The 19657-nt window shown below is 72.3% G+C and carries 18 protein-coding genes; 11 read left to right on the top strand and 7 right to left on the bottom strand.

What is annotated here, in order from left to right; genetic code table 11:
• Nucleotides 1-116: 116 nt before the first annotated feature.
• Nucleotides 117-2141 carry a phosphocholine-specific phospholipase C gene (locus tag ACH4MY_RS27620; RefSeq protein WP_398006444.1) on the bottom strand — a complete coding sequence of 675 codons (2025 nt, stop codon included), beginning with the start codon at nucleotides 2139-2141 and terminating at the stop codon, nucleotides 117-119.
• 177 nt (nucleotides 2142-2318) lie between these two features.
• The gene (locus ACH4MY_RS27615) at nucleotides 2319-3140 is read right to left on the bottom strand and encodes a DeoR/GlpR family DNA-binding transcription regulator (protein ID WP_398006443.1); all 822 of its coding nucleotides are present in this window, start codon (nucleotides 3138-3140) and stop codon (nucleotides 2319-2321) included.
• Nucleotides 3141-3288: 148 nt separating this feature from the next.
• On the opposite strand from ACH4MY_RS27615, the gene ACH4MY_RS27610 reads away from it, so the two are divergent.
• Nucleotides 3289-4212 (top strand): SIS domain-containing protein, encoded by a 924-nt coding sequence (locus ACH4MY_RS27610; protein ID WP_398006442.1) that lies wholly within the window; start codon nucleotides 3289-3291, stop codon nucleotides 4210-4212.
• Between the two features lie 47 nt (nucleotides 4213-4259).
• Complete coding sequence (locus ACH4MY_RS27605) at nucleotides 4260-5096, top strand: ketose-bisphosphate aldolase (protein ID WP_398006441.1); 837 nt, start codon at nucleotides 4260-4262, stop codon at nucleotides 5094-5096.
• 43 nt (nucleotides 5097-5139) lie between these two features.
• Here the strand turns inward: ACH4MY_RS27605 and ACH4MY_RS27600 are convergent, their stop codons facing one another.
• Nucleotides 5140-6018 (bottom strand): LysR family transcriptional regulator, encoded by an 879-nt coding sequence (locus tag ACH4MY_RS27600; protein WP_398006440.1) that lies wholly within the window; start codon nucleotides 6016-6018, stop codon nucleotides 5140-5142.
• Nucleotides 6019-6090: 72 nt separating this feature from the next.
• On the opposite strand from ACH4MY_RS27600, the gene ACH4MY_RS27595 reads away from it, so the two are divergent.
• Nucleotides 6091-7035, top strand: a complete 945-nt coding sequence (locus tag ACH4MY_RS27595; protein ID WP_398006439.1) for a DMT family transporter — start codon at nucleotides 6091-6093, stop codon at nucleotides 7033-7035.
• Here the strand turns inward: ACH4MY_RS27595 and ACH4MY_RS27590 are convergent.
• Nucleotides 6978-7415 (bottom strand): nitroreductase family deazaflavin-dependent oxidoreductase, encoded by a 438-nt coding sequence (locus tag ACH4MY_RS27590; RefSeq protein WP_398006438.1) that lies wholly within the window; start codon nucleotides 7413-7415, stop codon nucleotides 6978-6980. The genes ACH4MY_RS27595 and ACH4MY_RS27590 overlap by 58 nt on opposite strands.
• Before the next feature lie 170 nt (nucleotides 7416-7585).
• Between ACH4MY_RS27590 and ACH4MY_RS27585 the strand changes: the two genes are divergently transcribed.
• The 3 genes from ACH4MY_RS27585 (at nucleotide 7586) to ACH4MY_RS27575 (ending at nucleotide 10981) form a co-directional block, all read left to right on the top strand.
• Nucleotides 7586-8377: an alpha/beta fold hydrolase gene (locus ACH4MY_RS27585; RefSeq protein WP_398006437.1), complete on the top strand. Its 792-nt coding sequence runs from the start codon at nucleotides 7586-7588 to the stop codon at nucleotides 8375-8377.
• Nucleotides 8378-8603: 226 nt separating this feature from the next.
• Complete coding sequence (locus tag ACH4MY_RS27580) at nucleotides 8604-9818, top strand: S8 family peptidase (RefSeq protein WP_398006436.1); 1215 nt, start codon at nucleotides 8604-8606, stop codon at nucleotides 9816-9818.
• Between the two features lie 158 nt (nucleotides 9819-9976).
• Entirely contained in the window at nucleotides 9977-10981 is a 1005-nt protein-coding gene (locus ACH4MY_RS27575) for a threonine/serine dehydratase (protein WP_398006520.1), read from the top strand.
• Between the two features lie 14 nt (nucleotides 10982-10995).
• Here the strand turns inward: ACH4MY_RS27575 and ACH4MY_RS27570 are convergent, their stop codons facing one another.
• Nucleotides 10996-11466: an Lrp/AsnC family transcriptional regulator gene (locus ACH4MY_RS27570; protein ID WP_398006435.1), complete on the bottom strand. Its 471-nt coding sequence runs from the start codon at nucleotides 11464-11466 to the stop codon at nucleotides 10996-10998.
• A 94-nt stretch (nucleotides 11467-11560) separates the two neighbouring features.
• Between ACH4MY_RS27570 and ACH4MY_RS27565 the strand changes: the two genes are divergently transcribed.
• From ACH4MY_RS27565 to ACH4MY_RS27555, 3 genes are all read left to right on the top strand, one after another.
• On the top strand, nucleotides 11561-12424 hold the full coding sequence (locus ACH4MY_RS27565; RefSeq protein WP_398006434.1) for an LLM class flavin-dependent oxidoreductase: 864 nt from the start codon (nucleotides 11561-11563) through the stop codon (nucleotides 12422-12424).
• Nucleotides 12421-12876, top strand: coding sequence for a nucleoside deaminase (locus ACH4MY_RS27560; RefSeq protein WP_398006433.1), 456 nt, complete (start codon nucleotides 12421-12423; stop codon nucleotides 12874-12876). Before ACH4MY_RS27565 ends, ACH4MY_RS27560 begins: the two co-directional genes overlap by 4 nt.
• An 87-nt stretch (nucleotides 12877-12963) precedes the next feature.
• Complete coding sequence (locus ACH4MY_RS27555) at nucleotides 12964-13497, top strand: GNAT family N-acetyltransferase (RefSeq protein WP_398006432.1); 534 nt, start codon at nucleotides 12964-12966, stop codon at nucleotides 13495-13497.
• A 30-nt stretch (nucleotides 13498-13527) separates the two neighbouring features.
• Here the strand turns inward: ACH4MY_RS27555 and ACH4MY_RS27550 are convergent, their stop codons facing one another.
• Nucleotides 13528-14802, bottom strand: a complete 1275-nt coding sequence (locus ACH4MY_RS27550; protein WP_398006431.1) for a serine hydrolase domain-containing protein — start codon at nucleotides 14800-14802, stop codon at nucleotides 13528-13530.
• Between the two features lie 244 nt (nucleotides 14803-15046).
• On the opposite strand from ACH4MY_RS27550, the gene ACH4MY_RS27545 reads away from it, so the two are divergent.
• The gene (locus tag ACH4MY_RS27545; protein WP_398006430.1) at nucleotides 15047-16363 is read left to right on the top strand and encodes an FAD-dependent oxidoreductase; all 1317 of its coding nucleotides are present in this window, start codon (nucleotides 15047-15049) and stop codon (nucleotides 16361-16363) included.
• Between the two features lies 1 nt (nucleotide 16364).
• Nucleotides 16365-17306 (top strand): phytoene/squalene synthase family protein, encoded by a 942-nt coding sequence (locus ACH4MY_RS27540; protein ID WP_398006429.1) that lies wholly within the window; start codon nucleotides 16365-16367, stop codon nucleotides 17304-17306.
• A gap of 95 nt (nucleotides 17307-17401) precedes the next feature.
• On the opposite strand, the gene katG is transcribed toward ACH4MY_RS27540, so the two are convergent.
• Nucleotides 17402-19621, bottom strand: a complete 2220-nt coding sequence (gene katG / locus ACH4MY_RS27535; RefSeq protein ID WP_398006428.1) for a catalase/peroxidase HPI — start codon at nucleotides 19619-19621, stop codon at nucleotides 17402-17404.
• Between the last annotated feature and the right edge of the window lie 36 nt (nucleotides 19622-19657).

Genomic DNA, 19657 nt, shown 5'->3' with positions numbered 1-19657 from the left:
GGGGGGGCGGCCCGCGTCCCCCCGCCGGCGCGGGCGGGGCCCCGCCGCGCCCCCCCCCCGGGGGGGGCGGGGGGGGGCGGGCCCCCCCCCCCCCCCCCCCCCGCCCCGGGACCGAATCAGCCGGTGACGCTCGCGGCGCCCGTCTCGATGTGGCCCGTGTACCGGCGCGACCAGGTGCCGTCGATGTCGGCCAGGACCGTGAAGTCGTACCAGCCGTTGTTGTAGGCCACCGCGTTGAAGAAGTCCTCACGGGTGGAGTTCGCCGGCACGGTGTACGTCCACGGGCCGTCGGTGCGGTAGGCGTTGGAGCGGATGGTGAACGTCACCGGTCCGGCCGAGGTGTTGCTCAGCTTGAACCAGAGGGCCGTCCGGCCCGTCCCCGGCTCGGTGGCGAAGCGGGACGCGACCTCGATCGCCCTGCCCGCCTTGGAGGCGTCGCCGATGAACCGCCGCAGGAAGCGATTGGGGCCCATCATCGAGATGTCGTACTTCCCCGATCCCGACCCCGTGCCGATGTTGAAGTAGTCGGTGGCCGTGCCGCCCGCGTCGACCGTGTACTGCCAGGCGGCCGTGTCGCGGTGCTGGTGCGGGTGGAGGGAGAAGTGCGCCGCCCGCTTGGCCTCCGCGCCCTGGTTCGTCATCGAGAACCAGGCCAGGATCTTTCCGGCGGCCCCGAACTCGAAGCGGTCGAGGTTGCCGTTCACCTGGTAGGGCACGGCCCGGGCCGGCCGGGTGCCGGCCTCCTGCGCGGGCAGGGCGTTGTTCTGTGGAGCGGGGTTCGGCAGCGGTTTGCAGGTGGACTGGCCGATCACCTTCGCCGTGGAGGGGAGGCCGGCGGGTACGCCGTACACCGGGTGGGCGAAGTCGAAGACGCCGGTCAGATCACCCGTCACCTTCCGCCGCCAGGCACTGATGTTGGGGCAGGTGGCCGGTGTGCCGAGCGCCGCCGTCCAGCTCTCCATGAAGCGCAGCACGGAGGTGTGGTCGAAGACCTCGGAGCTCACCCAGCCGCCCCGGGTCCAAGGGGACATGACGACCATGGGCACGCGGAAGCCCAGCCCGATCGGGACACCGTCGAGGTACTCGCCCGGCGTGCCCGGGGGAGCGACCGGCGGCGGCACATGGTCGAAGAATCCGTCGTTCTCGTCGTAGTTGAGGAAGAGCACCGTCGAGTCGAACACCTCGGCGTCGGCGGCGAGCGCGCGGTAGACGAGATCGACGAAGTGCGCGCCGTCCCCGGGCGGCGCGTAGGGGTGCTCGGAGAACGCCTCGCTCGCGACCACCCACGACACCTGTGGCAGGGTGCCCGCCACGACATCGGCGCGGATCGCCGCGGCGATGTCGTCAGGTGTCGATCCGGTCACCTTGGGGACCGAGCCCATGCCGCGGTCGTACAGCGGGTCGCCCGGCCGCGCGTCGGTGAACTTCTTGAAGTACGCGAGGCCGTTGTCGCCGTAGTTGTCCTGAGCGTTCTGGTAGACCTTCCAGCTCACCCCGGCGCGCTGGAGCGCCTCGGCGTAGGTCTCCCAGGTGAGCCCCGACTCCTCGCCGCCGTCCTTGCTGGAGCCGTCGATCTTCCCGCTCCACAGGAAGGTGCGGTTGGGTCCCGTGGCGCTCAGGGTCGAGCAGAAGTACGCGTCGCAGATCGTGTAGTGGTCGGCGAGTGCGTGGTGGAAGGGGATGTCCCCGCGGTCGAGGTGGCCGAGCGTGCGGGTGTTGCCCACGCCGATGACCCAGTTGTCGAGGCGCCCCTTGTTCCAGGCGGCGTGCTGCGAGGTCCAGCTGTGCGGCAGGTCGCCGTTGCACTGGGCGAGGGTCTCCCCGTCCACGCCACCGGCGGGCGGAGTGTCGCTGAGCTTCCACGGGTACTGGCGGCCACCCCAGTTGGGCTGGTTGAACATGCCCCAGCCGCCGGGCAGATTGCCCGCCGCGCGGTCGGCGAAGCCCCGTACACCGCGCAGCGTGCCGAAGTAGTGGTCGAAGCTGCGGTTCTCCTGCATGAGGATCACCACGTGGCGGACGTCGGCGAGGGTGCCGGTGGCCGCCTTCGCGGCGGCGGACGCCCGGGCCGTCGGGAGCGCCGCGCCCGCCACGAGCCCGGCGCCGATACCGACGAATCCTCTGCGGCTGATGGGAATCATGCTCCGCCTCTCCTGTCACGGTGTGCCCGGGCGGCACGTCGGAGACATGATGGGGGAGGGGAGCTTAAAGGTATACAGCCGTGCAGTAATTGATGGGTTAACACCTGAGGATGCCGTGGGGGCCTGGGAAATCTGTCTTCCGATTGGTTCAACAGGAGACCAATGAAAGATGATGGATCAGACGGTGAGGACCTTCACCCCGGCCTCGGTGAGCTGGGCGACCGCCTCCGCGCTGATTCCGGTGTCGGTCACCAGTAGGTCGATCCGGTCCAGACCACAGATGCGTGCGAACGCCCGGCGGCCCATCTTCGAGGAGTCGGTCACCACCACGACCCGGCTCGCCCGCTCCGCGAAGAGCCGGCTGATGCTCGCCTCGTCCTCCTGGTGGGCCATCACGCCGAGCCCGGCGTCGACCCCGTCGACCCCCAGCACCACCACGTCGAGCACGACCTCGTTGAGCACCCCGACCGTCAGCGGGCCCACCAGTTCGTACGTCTGGGGGCGGGCGACGCCGCCGGTTGTGACGATCTTGATCTGCGGACGCACCGCCAGCTCGCCCGCGATGTTGAGCGCGTTGGTGACCACGGTCAGCGCGGGCCCCGAAGCTGTCGTCCCCGCTGTCCCGGCCGTTCCCGCCGTGTCGGCCCTGCCGCTCGCGAACCGCAGGGCGAGGGCGCGCGCCACCTCCGTGGTCGTCGTGCCGCCGTTCAGCCCCACGACCTCGCCCGGTGCGACCAGATCGGCCGCGGCCTCCGCGATCCGCCGCTTCTCCGCCGCGTGCCGCGTCGACTTGTAGCGCAGGGGCAGCTCGTACGAGACGCCGTGCGCGACCGCCCCGCCCCGTGTCCGTATCAACAGCTGCTGCTCGGCGAGCTCGTCGAGGTCCCGGCGGATCGTGGCGGCGGAGACGTCGAGCGCGGTCGCCGCCTCCTCGACCTCCAGCTTCCCCGAGGCGGCCAGAAGTTCAAGGAGCGTGTTCCACCGCTCGTGCTTGGACATGGGTCCCTCCCTGGGGCTCGTGCGCGCGTCCGATTCTATCCACCGACACGTGCGGGACCTGGAAAGCAGATGCATGTTTCTGCTTGAATGGGCTCGACTTCAAGCATCTTCCATCATTCCTGTGCACTCTTCTTGCAAGGAGACCGGCATGAGCACCACCCGTACCGCCGTGGAGATCGCCTCCCAGCCGACGACCTGGCGTCAGGCTGCCCGCACGCTGTCCCAGCACACCTCAGCCCTGCCCCGGCGGGGCGAGCGGGTCGCGGTCATCGGCTGCGGCACGTCCTGGTTCATGGCCCTGGCCTACGCGGAGCTGCGCGAGTCCGGCGGCCACGGGGAGACCGACGCCTTCGCCGCCTCGGAGTTCCCCTACGGGCGCCGCTACGACCGCGTCGTGGCCATCACCCGCTCCGGCACCACCAGCGAGGTGCTCGCCGTTCTGTCCCGGTTGCGCGGCACGGTCCCCACCGGAGCGGTCACGGCCGACCCGACGACCCCCGTGATGGATCTCGCCGACGAGGTCGCCGTCCTGGACTTCGCCGACGAGGAGTCGGTGGTCCAGACCCGCTTCGCCACCACGGTCCTCGCCCTGTTCCGCGCGCACCTGGAGTCCGAGGACGCGCTGCCCGCGGGGGTGGCCACCGTCGAGGAGGCCGCGCGGGACGCCGAACAGGCCCTCACCTCCCCCCTGGACGACGGCGTCCGTACGGCGGAGCAGTTCACCTTCCTCGGCTCCGGCTGGACCTACGGACTCGCCCTGGAGGCCGGCCTGAAGATGCGCGAGGCGGCCGGCGCGTGGACGGAGGCGTACCCGGCGATGGAGTACCGCCACGGCCCCATCAGCATCACCGGACCCGGCCGGGTCACCTGGGGCTTCGGCGTCCTCCCCGCCGGACTCGCCGACGAGGTGCGCAAGGTGGGCGGCACCCTCTCCGAGAGCGACCTCGATCCGCTCGCGGACCTGATCCGGGCCCAGCGCCTCGCCGTGGCGGTCGCCGAGGCCCAGGGCCTGAACCCGGACACCCCCCGGAACCTGACCCGCTCGGTGGTCCTCACCGACGTCCCCGCCTGACCGCCGCCCCGCGCCCCCGCACCCGCTCACACCCCCGGAGAAGGACCATGCCGTTGACGCCGACCGATGAGATCGTCCGCCGCGCCCGCGCGGCGGGCACCGGCGTGGGGGCGTTCAACGTCCTCCAGCTCGAACACGCCCAGGCCATCGTGGTCGGCGCCGAGGACGCCGACCGCGCCGTCGTCCTCCAGATCAGCGAGAACACCGTCCGCTACCACGGTGCCCTGGAACCGGTCGCCCTCGCCTCCCTGGCGATCGCCCGCGCCGCCAAGACCCCCGTCGCCGTCCACCTCGACCACGCCGAGAACCCCGACCTCGTCCGCGAGGCCGTCGGGCTCGGCCTGGGGTCGGTGATGTTCGACGCCTCCAAGCTCCCCTACGCGGAGAACGTCGCCGCGACCCGGGAGATCGTGGAGTACTGCCACCAGCACGGCGTCTGGGTCGAGGCCGAACTCGGCGAGGTCGGCGGCAAGGGAGGCGCCCACACCCCGGGCGTCCGGACCGACCCCGACGAGGCCCGCGCCTTCGTCGAGGCCACCGGTGTCGACGCCCTCGCGGTCGCGGTCGGCAGCTCCCACCAGATGCTGACCCGGGACGCGGTCCTCGACTTCGACCTCATCGCGCGCCTGCGGGCCGCCGTCGACACACCGCTCGTGCTGCACGGTTCCTCGGGTGTGTCGGACACGGACCTCACCGCCGCGATCGCGGCGGGCATGACCAAGGTGAACGTCTCCACCCACCTCAACAAGGCCTTCACCCGGGCTGTCCGCACCCACCTCGCCGAACACCCCGCCGCCGTGGACCCCCGCCACTATCTGACCCCGGCGCGGGCGGCCGTGGCACGGGAGGTCGCCCACCTGCTGACGGTCCTCTCCCCTTCCTGACCGGGGTCCGGGGCCGGGCCGCCGACGGTCCCGAACCGGGCCCTCACACCTCCTGAAGGGCCGTGAGGAGACCGCGTACGGCCGGCAGGGCGAGCGAGGACGTCCGTACGGCCGCGTGGATCGAACGGACCGGCTCCGGGCCCCGGACCTTGCGGACGACCACGTTCGGGTGGCGGCTGCCCAGACCCATCAGAGGGATCAGGCTGATGCCGAGGCCCGCCGCCACGAAGCCCTGCGCGGTGGCGTACTCCTCGCACTCCACCGCGATGTCCGGGGTGAACCCGGCCGCCGCGCAGGCGTCCAGGACCGCGTCGAGGCAGGGCCCGGGACGTTCGCTGCCCACCCACGCCTCGGCGGCGAGTTCCGCCAGGTCGACGGCGTTACGGCGGTCGGCCAGCCGATGCCCCCGGGGGAGCACGGCGCGATAGGGGTCGTCGAGCAGCCGGACCAGCCGGAGCCCGTCGCCGGCCGAGTCCGGACCGCTGCCCCGGGGCCGTACGACCAGGGTGAGGTCCGCCTCCTCGTCGGGCACGCCGTCCGCGATCCTCAGAGCGACGCGCACGCCCGGGTGCTCGGTGCGGAACCGGGCCAGGGCGGGGGCGACGAGATCGGCGCCCGCGGTGGCGAAGTAGCGGACCGAGATCTGCCCGGTGCGGCCCGCCCGGAGATCGGCGAGCGCGGTCTCGGCCTCGGCGACCTGACGGCCGATCACGGTGGCGTGCTCGGTGAGCAGCCGCCCCGCGGCCGTCGGGCGCACACCCCGGCCGAAGCGTTCGAGCAGCGCGATGCCGGCCTCCTTCTCCAGGACTCCGATCTGCTGACTCACGGCCGAGGGGGTGTAACCGAGGTTCGCGGCGGCGGCGGTGACGGAGCCGCTGGTGACCACGGCCCGGAGCACCTGCATGCGTCTCACATCCAGCATGTAGCAGAGCTTAACGCTGGATGCACGATTCATCGCTTGTCCTGTTGGATGGGCTCGCGGGACCGTGAGGACATGACATCGGCGATACGCATGGGCGTCCTGGCCCTGCTCTGGGGCTCGGGCTTCCTCTGGATCAAGATCTCCCTCAACGAGGGCCTCACCCCGGGACAGATCACCTTCGTGCGGTGCCTGCTCGGCGCGGCGGTGCTCCTCGCCCTCGCGTACGGGGCGGGCCGGCGGCTGCCACGGGACCGGGCCACCTGGGGGCGGCTCGTCGTCGCCGCCTTCTTCTGCAACGCGCTGCCGTTCCTGCTCTTCTCGATCGGTGAGCAGACCGTGGACAGCGGCGTGGCGGGCGTACTGAACGCCACCACGCCGCTGTGGTCCCTCCTCATCGGCCTCGCCCTGGGATCGGAACGCCCGCTGCGCGCCGCCCGGGCGGCCGGTCTCGTGCTCGGCTTCGCGGGAGTCCTGCTCATCTTCGCGCCGTGGACCCACGGCTCGGGGCTGATGAGCCTGGGCGCCCTCGCCCTCCTCGGCGCCTCCGCGAGCTACGCCGTGGCCTTCGCGTACATGGCCCGCCACCTCACCGGGCGGGGCACCGCGCCGCTGGCGCTCTCCGCCGCACAACTCCTCGCGGCGACCGGACTCGGCACGCCCGCCCTGGTGGCCGGCGGCCCGGTGGCCGCCACCTGGACGGGCGTCCTCGCGGTCGTCGTCCTCGGGATCTTCGCCACCGGGCTCACCTTCCACCTGAACTACCGGATGATCGCGGAGGAGGGGCCGACCGCCGCCGCGACGGTCGGCTACCTGCTCCCGGTGGTCTCCGTGACCCTCGGCGCGCTGGTCCTCGACGAGCCGCTGACGGTACGGGTGGTGGCGGGGATGGCGGTCGTCCTGGTGGGGGTGGGGCTGACGAGGGCACGGACGCGCCCCGTCGACCCGCCGGAGGACAGGCCCTACTCGGCCCGCTCGACGACGAAGACCGGGATCTCCCGGTCGGTCTTGCGCTGGTAGTCCGCGTAGTCGGCGAAGGCCGCGACGGCCCGCTCCCACCAGGCCGCCCGCTCCTCGCCGGTGACCAGGCGGGCCGTCATGTCCCACACCTGCGTGCCGTCGCGCACCTCGACGAGGGGCGTGGCGACGAGATTGTGGTACCAGACGGGGTGCTTCACCGCCCCGCCGTTCGACGCGACGAGCGCGTACGCCCCCTCGTGCTCGACCCGCATCAGCGGGGTCTTGCGGAGCTTGCCGCTCTTCGCGCCGACGTTCGTGACCAGGACGACGGGCATGCCCCGCATGGTCGTGCCCTCGGTGCCGCCGGACGACTCGTACAGCTCGACCTGATTGCGCACCCACGTCTCGGGGCTGGGCTCGTACTCGCCTTCGAGGGGCATGGGCGTCCTTTCGATGGTGTCCGGCACGGCCGTCCGCCGGTCCGCGTCCCCCCGACGCTATCCGACGCCCCGCCCGGGGGCGGGGACGCGGGACCGGCGCTGTCAGTGCCGACTCATAGGGTGGCTCCTGACGGTACGGCAGTGGCGCGACACAGGGGAGAGTGGACGGCGTGCGGGAGTTGTTCCTGGCGGACCAGCAGGCGTACATCCGGTGGATCGACCTGCCGGGGGGCGGGCCCGTCCGGGTCTTCGTCCACGGCCTCGGGTGCACGGCGGCATCCGATTTCGCGCATGTCGCGGCCCTTCCCGCCCTCGCCGGCGGCCGTGCCCTGCTCGTGGACCTGCTCGGGTACGGGCTGAGTGACCGGCCCGCGGACTTCGACTACCGCATGGAGTCCCAGGCGGCGGTGGTGGCCGCCGTTCTCGACCACCTCGGCCTGACGGGCGTCGACCTCGTCGGGCACTCCATGGGTGGCGCGGTGGCGATTCACCTGACGGCCGCGCGTCCGGAACTGGTGGCGAGACTCGTGGTGGCGGAGCCCAATCTGTACGCGGGCGGGGGAGCGTTCAGTTCTCCGGTGGCGGCCCAGGACGAGGAGGCGTTCGTGGCGAAGGGGTTCGCCCGGATGCTGGCCGGCGTCGGACGGGCCGACTACGCGGCCCGGCTGCGCCTCGCCGACCCGCTGGCCGTCCATCGCAGCGCGGTCGCCCTCGTCGAGGGAAGCGTGCCCGAGCCGGGGGATCTCCTCGCCGCGATCGCCGTGCCCCGGACGTTCCTGGTGGGGGAGTCGAGCCTGCCGGACCCCGACGCCGAGAGGGTGGCGGCCTTCGGCGTCCCGGTGATCGAGATCCCGCGTGCGGGACACAATCTGATGCTCGACAACCCGGACGGCTTCGCCACGGCGCTCGCCCGTGCCCTCGCGGTTGCCCCGGCCCCGCTTCCCGGCCACCTCGGAAGCTGATCCGGCCACTTCAGCGGGGTTCGACGGGGGTTCGATTGCAGGCGTATGGCGGATGCATGACAAGGCCCCAACTTCCTTGAGCTACGCCCGTAGAGCGGCCAGGCTGCTGATCACGCCGGGACCGGACACACCGGTCCCGACCGTGTACGTGGCCCCACGTGCACCCCCCCACAGTCGCGCCGTCCACCCCACCGGGCGCGACGTCCATGAGGAGGAATCCCTCGTAATGGCACTCCCGAAGAACACCCGGACCCGCCTCGCCGTCACGGCATCCGCCGCCTCCGTGGCCGCCCTGCTCGGCACCTTCGCCGCCGTCCCCGCCCAGGCGGCCCCCGCCGAGGGCGTCGTCCTCGCGGCGGGCTCGGCCGACGCCGTACCCGGCAGCTACATCGTCACCCTCAAGCAGGGCGCGGGCTTCAAGGCCGCCTCCACCAAGGGACGGAAGCTGATATCCGGGTACGGCGGCACCGTCCGCAAGACCTTCGGCTCCGCCGTCAACGGCTTCTCCGCCACCCTCGACGAGACGGAGGCCCGCCGACTGGCCGCCGACCCGTCCGTCGCCTCCGTCGAGCAGAACCAGGTCGTCCGCGCCGACGCCACCCAGACCAACGCCCCCTGGGGCCTGGACCGCATCGACCAGGCGAACCTGCCGCTCTCCGGCACGTACACCTACCCCGACTCCGCGGGCGGCGGCGTCACGGCGTACGTGATCGACACCGGCGTCCGGATCAGCCACTCCCAGCTCACCGGGCGCGCCGTGAACGGCTACGACGCCGTCGAGGGCGACACGGTCGCCCAGGACGGCAACGGGCACGGCACCCACGTCGCCACCACGATCGCGGGCACCACCTACGGCGTGGCCAAGTCGACGAAGATCGTGGCCGTCCGCGTCCTCGACAACAACGGCTCCGGAACCACCGCCGGCGTCATCGCGGGCATCGACTGGGTCACCGCCCACCACACCGCCGGTGCCCCGGCCGTCGCCAACCTCTCCCTCGGCGGCGGAGCGTCCACCGCACTCGACAACGCGGTGAAGAACTCCATCGCCGACGGCGTCACCTACGCCGTCGCCGCCGGAAACTCCGGGGTCAACGCCTCCTCCACGTCGCCCGCCCGCGTCCCGGCGGCGATCACCGTCGGCGCCACCGGCAACACCGACGCCAAGGCCAGCTGGTCCAACTTCGGTTCGGTCCTCGACCTCTTCGCCCCCGGCGTGTCGATCACCGCGGGCTGGAACACGAGCGACACGGCCACCAGCACCATCTCCGGCACGTCGATGGCCACCCCGCACGTCGCCGGCGCCGCCGCGATCTACCTCGCCGGCCACCCCTCCGCGACCCCGGCCCAGGTCGCCACGGCCCTCGTCAACGGCGCCACGACCGGCAAGGTGACGACCCCGGGCAGCGGCTCCCCGAACCGCCTCCTGCGCATCGTCCAGTAGCCCCCGGGCAACAGCACCGCCCCGGAGGCAGCCGGCGCCTCCGGGGCGGTGCCGTCCCCGGACCACGGGTGGGGGAGACCTGTCCTGAGAGGATCGACGGCATGACCGTTCCGTTCCCCTCGGACCCGCGCGAGCCCCACCCGCGGCAGGAGCCCCCCGTGCACAACCCCCTCGCCCACGCCGACATCAAGACCGCCGCCGACCGGATCGGCGGCCACGTGCGCCCCGTCACGGTCGCGCCCGCCGACCCCCGTGACCGGCCGTACGCACTCCACCTCGCCCTGGAGCACATGCAGCACACCGGATCCTTCAAGGCCCGCGGTGCGCAGAACTTCCTGCTCGCCCACCGCGAGGAAGGGACCCTCCCCGCCGCGGGTGTCACGATCGCCTCCGGCGGAAACGCGGGCCTGGCCTGTGCCTGGGCCGCCCTCCGGCAGGGGGTCCGCGCCACGGTGTTCCTGCCGACCACCGCCCCGAAGGTGAAGGTCGACAAACTCGCCGGCTACGGCGCCGACGTCCGGCTCGTCGGCACGGAGTACGCCGAGGCGCTCGCCGCCTGCGAGGCCTTCGCCGCCGACACCGGCGCGCTCGCCTCCCACGCGTACGACCATCCCCTGATCGCCGCCGGAGCGGGCACCCTGATGGACGAGATCCACGACAGGATCCCGGACCTCGACACCGTCGTCGTCGCCGTCGGCGGGGGCGGACTCTTCGCCGGCGTCGCCACCGCCGCCCTGCACCACGGCATCCGGACCGTCGCCGTCGAACCCGAGAACTGCCGCGCCCTCGACGCGGCCCTCCGCGCCGGACACCCCGTCGACGTGACCGTCGACTCCGTCGCCGCCGACTCGCTCGGCGCCCGCCGTGTCTCGGCCACCGCCCTGGCCGTCGCCCGACAGGACGGCGTCCGCACCACCCTCGTCGCCGACGCGGAGATCGTCCGCGCCCGCCGGGCCCTCTGGGACGACCACCGCCTCGCCGTCGAGCACGCGGCCGCCACCGCTCTGGCCGCCCTCACGCCACCGGATCCGCACGGCACGACGGACCCCGCCGGTACGACGACGGGTGGCTACCGCCCGGCGCCGGGCGAGACGGTCTGCGTCGTCCTCTGCGGTGCCAACACCGATCCCACCGACCTCACCCACACCCCCCAGGGGATGTAGTCCGGACCGGAAGGTCACCCACCGGGCCGCGTGGGTGACCCCGGCTCCCGCGGGCCCCGCAGGGGCAGCGTCCGGCTGAAGACGAGACTGGTGGTCGTGCTCCCGAACTGGGCCAGCGCGTCGACGAGCTCCTCCAGATGCCCCATCGACGTCGCCGCCACCTTCAGCACGTAACAGTCGTCCCCCGTGGTCCGCAGGCACTCCAGGATCTCCGAGCGCTCCGCGAGGAGCCGATGCAGCGGCTCGTGCCGCGTCCCCGGGTACTTCAGCCGCACGACGGCGAGCACCGGATACCCGGTCCGCTCCAGATCCACCTCCGCCCGGTACCCCGTGATGACCTCGGCCTCCTCAAGGCGCCGCACCCGCTCCTTCGTCGCCGAGGCACTCAGATTCACCCGCCGCGCCAACTCCGTGTACGCGATCCGGCCGTCCCGCTGGACCTCCGTGAGGATCGCCCAGTCCGTCGCATCAAGACTCTCGGTCATCCGGTCAGATTACCGGCGAATCCACGGGCCAACGGCCTCTGAACAGGCGGGAGTCCCTTCTGGAAGCCCGTCGCGCATGGCTAGCCTTGGCGCTGTGAAGATCGGAGTCAACATCCTCAATTTCGGCCCCGGCACCGACCCCGGAGTGCTGCGGAGCTGGGCGCGGACCGTGGAGGGCCTGGGCTTCGACCTGCTCATGCTCTCGGACCACATCGCCATCACCCCCGATGTCGCCGAGCGGTATCCCGCCCCCTTCTACGAGCCGTTCACCACCCTGTCCTGGCTCGCCGGCCTCACCACCCGGGTCCAGCTCGGCACCACGGTCCTCATCGCCCCCTACCGCCACCCCCTGCTGACCGCCCGGATGGCGGCCAACCTGGACGAGCTGAGCGGCGGCCGGCTGGTCCTCGGTGTCGGGGTGGGCTGGGCACGGGAGGAGTTCGCCGCGCTCGGCATCCCCTTCGAACGCCGAGGACGCCTCACCGACGAGCACCTGCGGGCCGTGAGAGAGGCCTGGGCGGACACCGCCGCCTACGGAGACCGGAGCATTCCGGTGTGGGTCGGCGGCAACAGCGACGCGGGACTGCGCCGCGCCGTCCGGCTCGGCGACGCCTGGCATCCGCTGCGCTGCACCATGCCGTGGCTGCGCGAAGCCGCCGGACGACTGACCGCGTACGCGGAGGAACAGGGACTCCCCGTGCCCGGCTTCGCACCCCGGATCGCTCTCAGGCCGACCGAAGCGCCGGTCGTCGGGGCCGACCGGCTCGCGGGGGAGGGCACCATCGAGCAGATCATGGACGACCTCGCACAGCTGCGGTCGCTCGGAGCCGAGGCCGTCGTCCTCGACCCCTACGGCGGCGATCCCCGCGAGACGCACCACCCGCAGGCCGCCTGGCAGGCCCTCGCCTCCGTGGCCGCACTCCTCGACCCGCCCCGCACCCGAACGGATCCGTCATGAGCACAGCTTCGACCCCCGCCACCCCTGACACCTCCGACGACCACGCCCTCCTCCGGCGGGCCATCGCCCTCGCGGCCACCGCGCGCGAGAGCGGCAACCCGCCGTTCGGTTCCCTGCTCGCCGCGCCGGACGGAACGGTGCTGGCGGAGGAGTGCAACACGACCCTCACCGAGCAGGACATCACCGCACACCCGGAACTCAAGCTCGCCCGGTGGGCGGCTCGGGAGCTGGAGCCCGCCACGGCGGCCGAGACGACGATGTACACCAGCTGCCAGCCGTGCGGAATGTGCGAGGCGGTCATCCGGCGAGCGGGCCTCCGCCGCGTGGTGTTCGCACTCTCCGACGAACAGCTCCTGGACATCCGCCCCGCCGGTGGACTGCCGCCCGTGCCTCAGGAGGGCCCCGCACTGCTCGACGAGGTACGCGCCGTGGTCGAGGGCTACTACCGTTGACCACCGAAGCGGTGGTGGCATCGCTCCCCGTCTGAGCTGCGGGAGGGGGTGGCGTGGAGTGGTCGCTCCGTGCGTCAGGATGGGGGCATGACCGAAATTCGTACCCCCCGTCTCATCCTCCGGCGCTGGAGCGACGACGACCTTGTCCCGCTGGCCGAGATCAACGCCGACCCCGAGGTCATGCGATGGATCGACGACGGCTCGGTCCGGGACCTGGACCAGACCGCCGAGGACATCGAGCGGTACGAGGAGGAGTGGGACGAGGAGGGCTTCGGGATCTTCGCCGTGGAGCTCATCGCCTCGGGCGAGCTGATCGGCTTCGCCGGCCTCTCCCTGCCGGAGTTCCTGCCCGAGGTGATGCCGGACGTGGAGATCGGCTGGCGCCTCGGGAGGCCCTTCTGGGGCCAGGGTTACGCCTCCGAGGCCGCCCACGCGGTCCTGGAGTTCGCACTCCAGGACCGCGGTCTCGACAAGGTCGTCGCCATCACCCACATCAGCAACCAGGCCTCCGAGAACGTCATCGGCAAGCTCGGCATGTCCGAGGAGCGCGAGACGAACCACCCGGTCCACGACGTCCCCCTGCGGGTCTGGGCGATCGACCTCACCGAGTACGAGGCCTGAGCCCCGGGAGCGTCCCCCTCAGGGGACCGCTCAGTACCGCTCGGGCAGGTCCCGCTCCGCCGGCAGCGACGTGAGGTCACGGTCCGCGGACGGGGAGGCGGTGCGCGCGGACGCCGCGGGCACCGGCTTCTTGCCGCAGAACGCCGCCTCCAGCGTCCCGCCGAGCGCCGTGTTCGCGGCGCCGTGGTTCGAGGTGTTCGCCATGGCGGAGAGGCTGCGCCGGCCGTCACGGGTCGAGAAGGTGTACGTGTAGAAACCCTGGACGGTGCCGGTGTGGCCGTACACCTGCGTTCCGCACGACAGGTCGTAGCGGCGCAGACCGAGCCCGTAGAACCGGGTGTTGGTGGTGTCCGTGGGCGTGACCGTCGTCATGGCCTCCATCATCGCCGGGGACAGCAGCCGGCCCCGCATCAGGGCGCTGGTGAAGGTGTTCAGGTCGGCGGGGTTGGAGATGACGGCCCCGGCGGACTGGGCCCACGACACGGTCTGCTCCGTGGAGTCCACCAGCGCGCCGCCGGCCTCGTCGGGGTGCAGGTAGCCGCGCACGTGCAGGCCCTTGATCAGGGTGTCGGGGTGCACGTACGAGGTCTTGTGCAGGTGCAGCGGCTCGAAGATCCGGCGCTCGTACGCGTCGGCCACGGACCGGCCCGTCGCCTTCTCGATCAGCATCCCGACCACCACGAAGTTGGCGTTCGAGTACTTGTAGGACACGCCGGGCTCGGTGGTCCGCGGCTCGCTGAGGGAGAGGTCCACGAGCTCCTGGTAGCTGAACACCCGGTTCCGCACGGCCTCGAAGCCCGGCACGGTGTTGGCGAACATCGCGTTGGTGTAATCAGCCAACCCGCTGCGGTGGGTCAGCAGGTGACGGACCGTGATGCGGTCGTCGGGGAGCAGGCCGGGGAGGTACGTGTTCACCGGCTTGTCGAGTTCCAGCCTGCCCTCCTCCACCAGCTGGAGGAGCACGACCGTGGAGAACGTCTTGCTCACGCTGCCGATGCGGAAACGCGCCTGGATGTCCATCGCCGCGCCCGAGACACGGTCCTGGACGCCCACGGTCCGGCTCCGCACCCCGCTCGGGCCGGTGAACCGGGCCATCGCCCCCGGAGCCCCGTTGTCCATGGCCGAGTTCAGGGCGGCGACCACGCCGTCCATGTCCGGGGCCGGAACGGTGGCCGGCGCGTCGGCGGTGGGGGAGACGGGGGTACTGGTGGCGGCGAACGCGTTGGTGGCGGGGGCGACGCCGGCGGCGAGCGCGGCGATCAGGGTGGCGCTCACGGCCAGGCGTCGGTTCGACGACAGGGGCACGGTGATTCCTCGACTTCTTTCGAAACGGTCGGCACGGCGCACGGTGATGGTGCGGCGCGGGGCACGGGAAACCCGAAGGTCGGGCCTGGCCCCCGTACCCATGGATCATGAGTGCCAACGCCCGAGAACGGTTCCTGACACGGGCCACGGGTTTCGGAACCCGCGCTTCCCTCCACCGGCCCCGCGCGTCGCGGGAGCGGGCGGGTAAGGTCCGGCCGTTGCCGTGATCTTCGAGGGGGAGAACATGAAGCGTGCCGTCGTGCTGGGGGGAAGCTTCGCCGGGCTGCTCGCGGCCCGGGTCCTGAGCGACTTCGCCGAACAGGTCGTGGTCGTCGAACCCGAGCTCCCGGACGCAGCCGGCACGGGCTCGGGAGCGCCCCACCGCCGCCAGCTCCACGCCCTGCTCGCCATGGGCCACACCCAGATCGAGCGTCAGTTCCCCGGCATCACACTGGAGATGCTGCGCGGCGGCGCCCGCCTCGGCGTGGGAGACGCCGTGCAGTTCTACGTCGACGGAGCGAAAAAGGCCCCCGTCGCCGGCGCCCGGATGCTCGGCGCGACCCGCCCCTTCGTCGAGGCGCACGTCCGGCGCCGCGTCACGGCCCTCGCCAACGTCACCCAGGAGAACGCCACCGCCAGGGGACTCCTCCTCACGGGAGCCCGGGTCACCGGCGTACGTCTGGAGGGGCCCGGCGGCCCGAGCTCCGCCCACGACCTGCGGGCCGATCTCGTCGTGGACGCCATGGGACGCTCCAGCCGGCTGGGCACCTGGCTGACGGAACACGGCTGGGAGCGGGCACCGGTGGACCGGATGCGCGTCGACCTCGGCTACGCCACCGCGCGGTTCGCCCGCGGGAGCGAACTCCCCGACACGGTGATCGCCCACGCGACCCCGGGTCCCGCCAGCGCGTACCAGCCCACCCTCTGCGAACCCGGAGCCCTGGCCGCCGTCGAGGACGACGCCTGGTCCGTCGTCCTCGCCGGGTACGCCGACCACCGTCCCGGGCGGGACCGGTCCGACTTCCTGGCCCGGATGAAGCGCTGCGTCGCTCCGCTCCGCCGGGTGGCCGAGTCGTGCGAGATGCTCGGAGAGGTCGAGCCCTTCCACTTCCGCGAGAGCCGACGGCGCCGGTTCACCGCCCTCGGCCGGTTCCCCGGCGGACTCGTCGTCATCGGGGACGCCCTGGCCACCGTGAACCCCGTCTACGGCCAAGGGCTCACCCTCGCCACCCTGCAGGCCTCGTCCCTCGCCGTGCACCTGAGGTCCGGAGCCTCGCCGCACGCCCCCGCCCGGGGCTACTTCCGCCGGGCCGAGGTGGTCGTCGACGCCGCGTGGCAGCTGTCCACGACCGCCGACCTGGCCCAGCCGCACGTCACCGGTCCGTACCCGCGCGGCTACCGCCTCCTGCGCTGGGCCGGCGACCGCATCACCACCGCCTCCGTCAAGGACACCCGGGTGAACCAGGCGTACATGGACGTCGTCCACATGAACGCGCACCCGAGGGCCCTGACCTCGCCCCGCCTGCTCGCCCGCACCGCGCGGGTCCTCCGGAAAGGCTGACATGCCCCGCACCGCGCGACCGACGGCCCGCTGGGCCCCCTGGACACGATGCCTCACCGCGGCCGGAATCACCGACGAGGCCGCACGCCGCGACTACGGCCGGCAGCGGCACCTGGTGGCCCGGTTCGCACCCGCGGAGTACCTCGCCGTACGCGTCCTGCTGCCCGCCGCCCTGGTCCCCGACGTCATCGCGGCCGTGGCCTACATGCACGTCACCGACGACCGCGTGGACCGGGGCGATGCCGACCGGCGCGCGAACGCCCTGGAGCAGTGGGAGGCGGAGACCCGAAAGGCCCTGGCGACGGGTACCTCGCAGGACGCCGTGCTGCGCGCCCTGTGCCGGAGCACCGACCGGCATCCGGCACTCCGCGCCCATGTGGAGGACTTCCTCGCCGGCGCGCGGACCGAGGTCCGCTGGGAGGGCTTCGCCACCGAGCGGGAGGTGTCCGCCTACATCGACGCCTACTCCCTGCCCGCCCTCCTGCTCACCGCGGGCCTCCTGCCGAGGCCGCCCGCGACCGAGCCGGAATTCCGGCGCGGCTGCCGGCTTCTGATAGAAGCCATGCAGCGCCTCGACTGGCTGGAGGACCTCAGCGAGGACCTGCCCACCGGCCGGATCGGCATCCCGCTCGACGCCCTGGCGGCCCATGGACTGGACCCGGCGGGACTGGCGACGGGGGAGTACGACGCGAATGCGCCGGCGGGTCTGCTCCGGGAGCAGACGGAGAAGGCACGGATCTGCCTGATGGCCTCGCGCGACCTGGAGGGCACCGTCGACCGGGAGGTACGTCCCTTCGTACGCGCACTGCATCGTGTCCAGGGACTGCGGCTCCGCGCGGTCAAGCGCGCCGGACCGGACCTGCTGAGGACGCCGTCGCGACCGTCGCGCGCGCGGGCACTCGCCGTCCTGGCCGACGGGGCCTTCGCGGCCCTTCGCCGCTGACCCGTCACGCGGCCGGGCCCCGGCCCGCCGACGAGGTCGGCGGGCCGGGGCCCGGGAGCGTCGGACCGGATCGGGCGACGGTCGGACGGTGAGGGTCAGACGAGGTCGAACCGGTCCAGGTCCATGACCCGGGCCCACGCGGCGACGAAGTCCGTCACGAACTTCTCCTTCGCGTCGTCGCTCGCGTAGACCTCGGCCAGCGCGCGCAGCTCGGAGTTCGAGCCGAAGACCAGGTCGGCGCGGGTGCCCGTCCACTTGACCTCGCCCGTGGCGGCGTCGCGGCCCTCGAACGTGGTCGCGTCCTCGGACGCCGCCGTCCACGCCGTCCCCATGTCGAGCAGGTTGACGAAGAAGTCGTTCGTCAGGGTGCCCGGGGTCGTGGTGAGGACGCCGTGCGCGGACTGCTGGTGGTTCGCGCCCAGGACGCGGAGGCCGCCGACGAGGACCGTCAGCTCCGGCGCGCTCAGGGTCAGCAGGTTCGCGCGGTCGACCAGCAGGTACTCGGCCGGGAGGCGGTTGCCCTTGCCGAGGTAGTTGCGGAAGCCGTCGGCCTGCGGCTCGAGGGCCGCGAAGGACTCCACGTCCGTCTGGTCCTGCGCCGCGTCCACCCGGCCCGGCGTGAACGGCACCTGGACGTCGAAGCCGCCGTCCTTGGCCGCCTTCTCGACGGCCGCGGAGCCCGCGAGCACGACCAGGTCGGCGATCGAGACCTTCTTGTCGCCCGCGGCGTCGAAGGAGGCCTTGACGCTCTCGAGCGTACGCAGCACCTGCGCCAGCTCGTCCGGGTTGTTGACCTCCCAGTTGCGCTGGGGCTCCAGGCGGATGCGGCCGCCGTTGGCGCCGCCGCGCTTGTCGCTGCCGCGGAAGGAGGAGGCCGAGGCCCAGGCCGCGGAGACCAGCTGCGCGACGGTGAGGTCCGAACCGAGGATCTTCTCCTTGAGGGAGGCGATGTCCGCGGCGTCGAGCGGTTCGCCCTCGCGCGCCGGCAGCGGGTCCTGCCACAGGAGGACCTCGGAGGGGACCTCCGGGCCGAGGTAGCGGACGGCCGGACCCATGTCACGGTGGGTCAGCTTGTACCAGGCGCGGGCGAAGGCGTCCGCGAACTCCTGCGGGTTCTCGTAGAAGCGCCGCGAGATCTGCTCGTACGCCGGGTCGAAGCGCAGCGAGAGGTCGGTGGTGAGCATCGTCGGGAGGTGCTTCTTCGACGCGTCGTGGGCGTCGGGGATGATCGCCTCGGCGTTCTTCGCGACCCACTGGTTCGCGCCGGCCGGGCTCTGGGTGAGCTCGTACTCGTACTCGAAGAGGTGCTTGAAGAAGTCGTTGCTCCACCGGGCGGGGGTCGTGGTCCAGGTGACCTCGAGACCGCTGGTGATCGCGTCGGCGCCCTTGCCGCTGCCGTACGAGTTCGCCCAGCCGAAGCCCTGCGCCTCGAGCGGAGCGGCCTCGGGGTCGTTGCCGACGTTGTCCGCCGGGCCGGCGCCATGGGCCTTGCCGAAGGTGTGGCCACCGGCGATGAGGGCGACCGTCTCCTCGTCGTTCATCGCCATGCGGCGGAACGTCTCGCGGATGTCGCGGGCGGCGGCGACCGGGTCCGGGTTGCCGTTGGGGCCCTCGGGGTTGACGTAGATGAGGCCCATCTGGACCGCGCCGAGCGGGCTCTCCAGCTCGCGGTCGCCGGTGTAGCGCTCGTCGCCGAGCCAGGTGGTCTCGGGACCCCAGTACACGTCCTCGTCGGCCTCCCAGACGTCGGCGCGGCCACCGGCGAAGCCGAAGGTCTCGAAGCCCATCGTCTCCAGGGCGACGTTGCCGGTGAGGATCATGAGGTCGGCCCAGGAGATGTTCTGGCCGTACTTCTTCTTCACCGGCCACAGCAGACGGCGGGCCTTGTCCAGGTTGCCGTTGTCCGGCCAGCTGTTGAGCGGCGCGAAGCGCTGCTGGCCGGCTCCGGCGCCGCCGCGGCCGTCGCTGATGCGGTACGTACCGGCGCTGTGCCAGGCCATGCGGATCATGAGCGGGCCGTAGTGGCCGAAGTCGGCGGGCCACCAGTCCTGCGAGGTGGTGAGCACCTCGGCGATGTCACGCTTCACGGCCGCGAGGTCGAGGGCGTTGAAGGCCTCGGCGTAGTCGAACTCGTCACCGAGCGGGTTCCCCACGGCGGGGTTGGTGGCGAGGATCTTCAGGTTGAGCCGCTCCGGCCACCACTGGCGGTTGCCGCCGCCCTGGGTCGGGTGCGCGGCACGGCCGTGGGCCACCGGGCAGCCGCCCGTGCCCTCGGGCGTGGGGTCGGTGACGATTGCGTCGTGGTTCTCGGACATGCAAATCCTTCCGGACGGGGCGGATCGTGGTGCTCA

The sequence above is a fragment of the Streptomyces sp. NPDC017246 genome, assembly GCF_044331325.1.
In the GTDB taxonomy this organism is placed as follows: domain Bacteria; phylum Actinomycetota; class Actinomycetes; order Streptomycetales; family Streptomycetaceae; genus Streptomyces.
The sequence above is the reverse complement of the archived record's forward strand: the minus strand, read 5'-3'. Positions and strand labels throughout refer to the sequence as shown.

Excerpts from the sequence above, each read along its gene's own strand:
- ACH4MY_RS27540 (WP_398006429.1), top strand. The coding sequence starts at position 16,365 with ATGCCCCGCACCGCGCGACCGACGGCCCGCTGGGCCCCCTGGACACGA.
- ACH4MY_RS27615 (WP_398006443.1), bottom strand. The coding sequence starts at position 3,140 with ATGTCCAAGCACGAGCGGTGGAACACGCTCCTTGAACTTCTGGCCGCC.
- ACH4MY_RS27605 (WP_398006441.1), top strand. The coding sequence starts at position 4,260 with ATGCCGTTGACGCCGACCGATGAGATCGTCCGCCGCGCCCGCGCGGCG.
- ACH4MY_RS27580 (WP_398006436.1), top strand. The coding sequence starts at position 8,604 with ATGGCACTCCCGAAGAACACCCGGACCCGCCTCGCCGTCACGGCATCC.
- ACH4MY_RS27555 (WP_398006432.1), top strand. The coding sequence starts at position 12,964 with ATGACCGAAATTCGTACCCCCCGTCTCATCCTCCGGCGCTGGAGCGAC.
- ACH4MY_RS27560 (WP_398006433.1), top strand. The coding sequence starts at position 12,421 with ATGAGCACAGCTTCGACCCCCGCCACCCCTGACACCTCCGACGACCAC.
- ACH4MY_RS27620 (WP_398006444.1), bottom strand. The coding sequence starts at position 2,141 with ATGATTCCCATCAGCCGCAGAGGATTCGTCGGTATCGGCGCCGGGCTC.
- ACH4MY_RS27545 (WP_398006430.1), top strand. The coding sequence starts at position 15,047 with ATGAAGCGTGCCGTCGTGCTGGGGGGAAGCTTCGCCGGGCTGCTCGCG.
- ACH4MY_RS27600 (WP_398006440.1), bottom strand. The coding sequence starts at position 6,018 with ATGCTGGATGTGAGACGCATGCAGGTGCTCCGGGCCGTGGTCACCAGC.
- katG (WP_398006428.1), bottom strand. The coding sequence starts at position 19,621 with ATGTCCGAGAACCACGACGCAATCGTCACCGACCCCACGCCCGAGGGC.
- ACH4MY_RS27595 (WP_398006439.1), top strand. The coding sequence starts at position 6,091 with ATGACATCGGCGATACGCATGGGCGTCCTGGCCCTGCTCTGGGGCTCG.
- ACH4MY_RS27590 (WP_398006438.1), bottom strand. The coding sequence starts at position 7,415 with ATGCCCCTCGAAGGCGAGTACGAGCCCAGCCCCGAGACGTGGGTGCGC.
- ACH4MY_RS27570 (WP_398006435.1), bottom strand. The coding sequence starts at position 11,466 with ATGACCGAGAGTCTTGATGCGACGGACTGGGCGATCCTCACGGAGGTC.
- ACH4MY_RS27610 (WP_398006442.1), top strand. The coding sequence starts at position 3,289 with ATGAGCACCACCCGTACCGCCGTGGAGATCGCCTCCCAGCCGACGACC.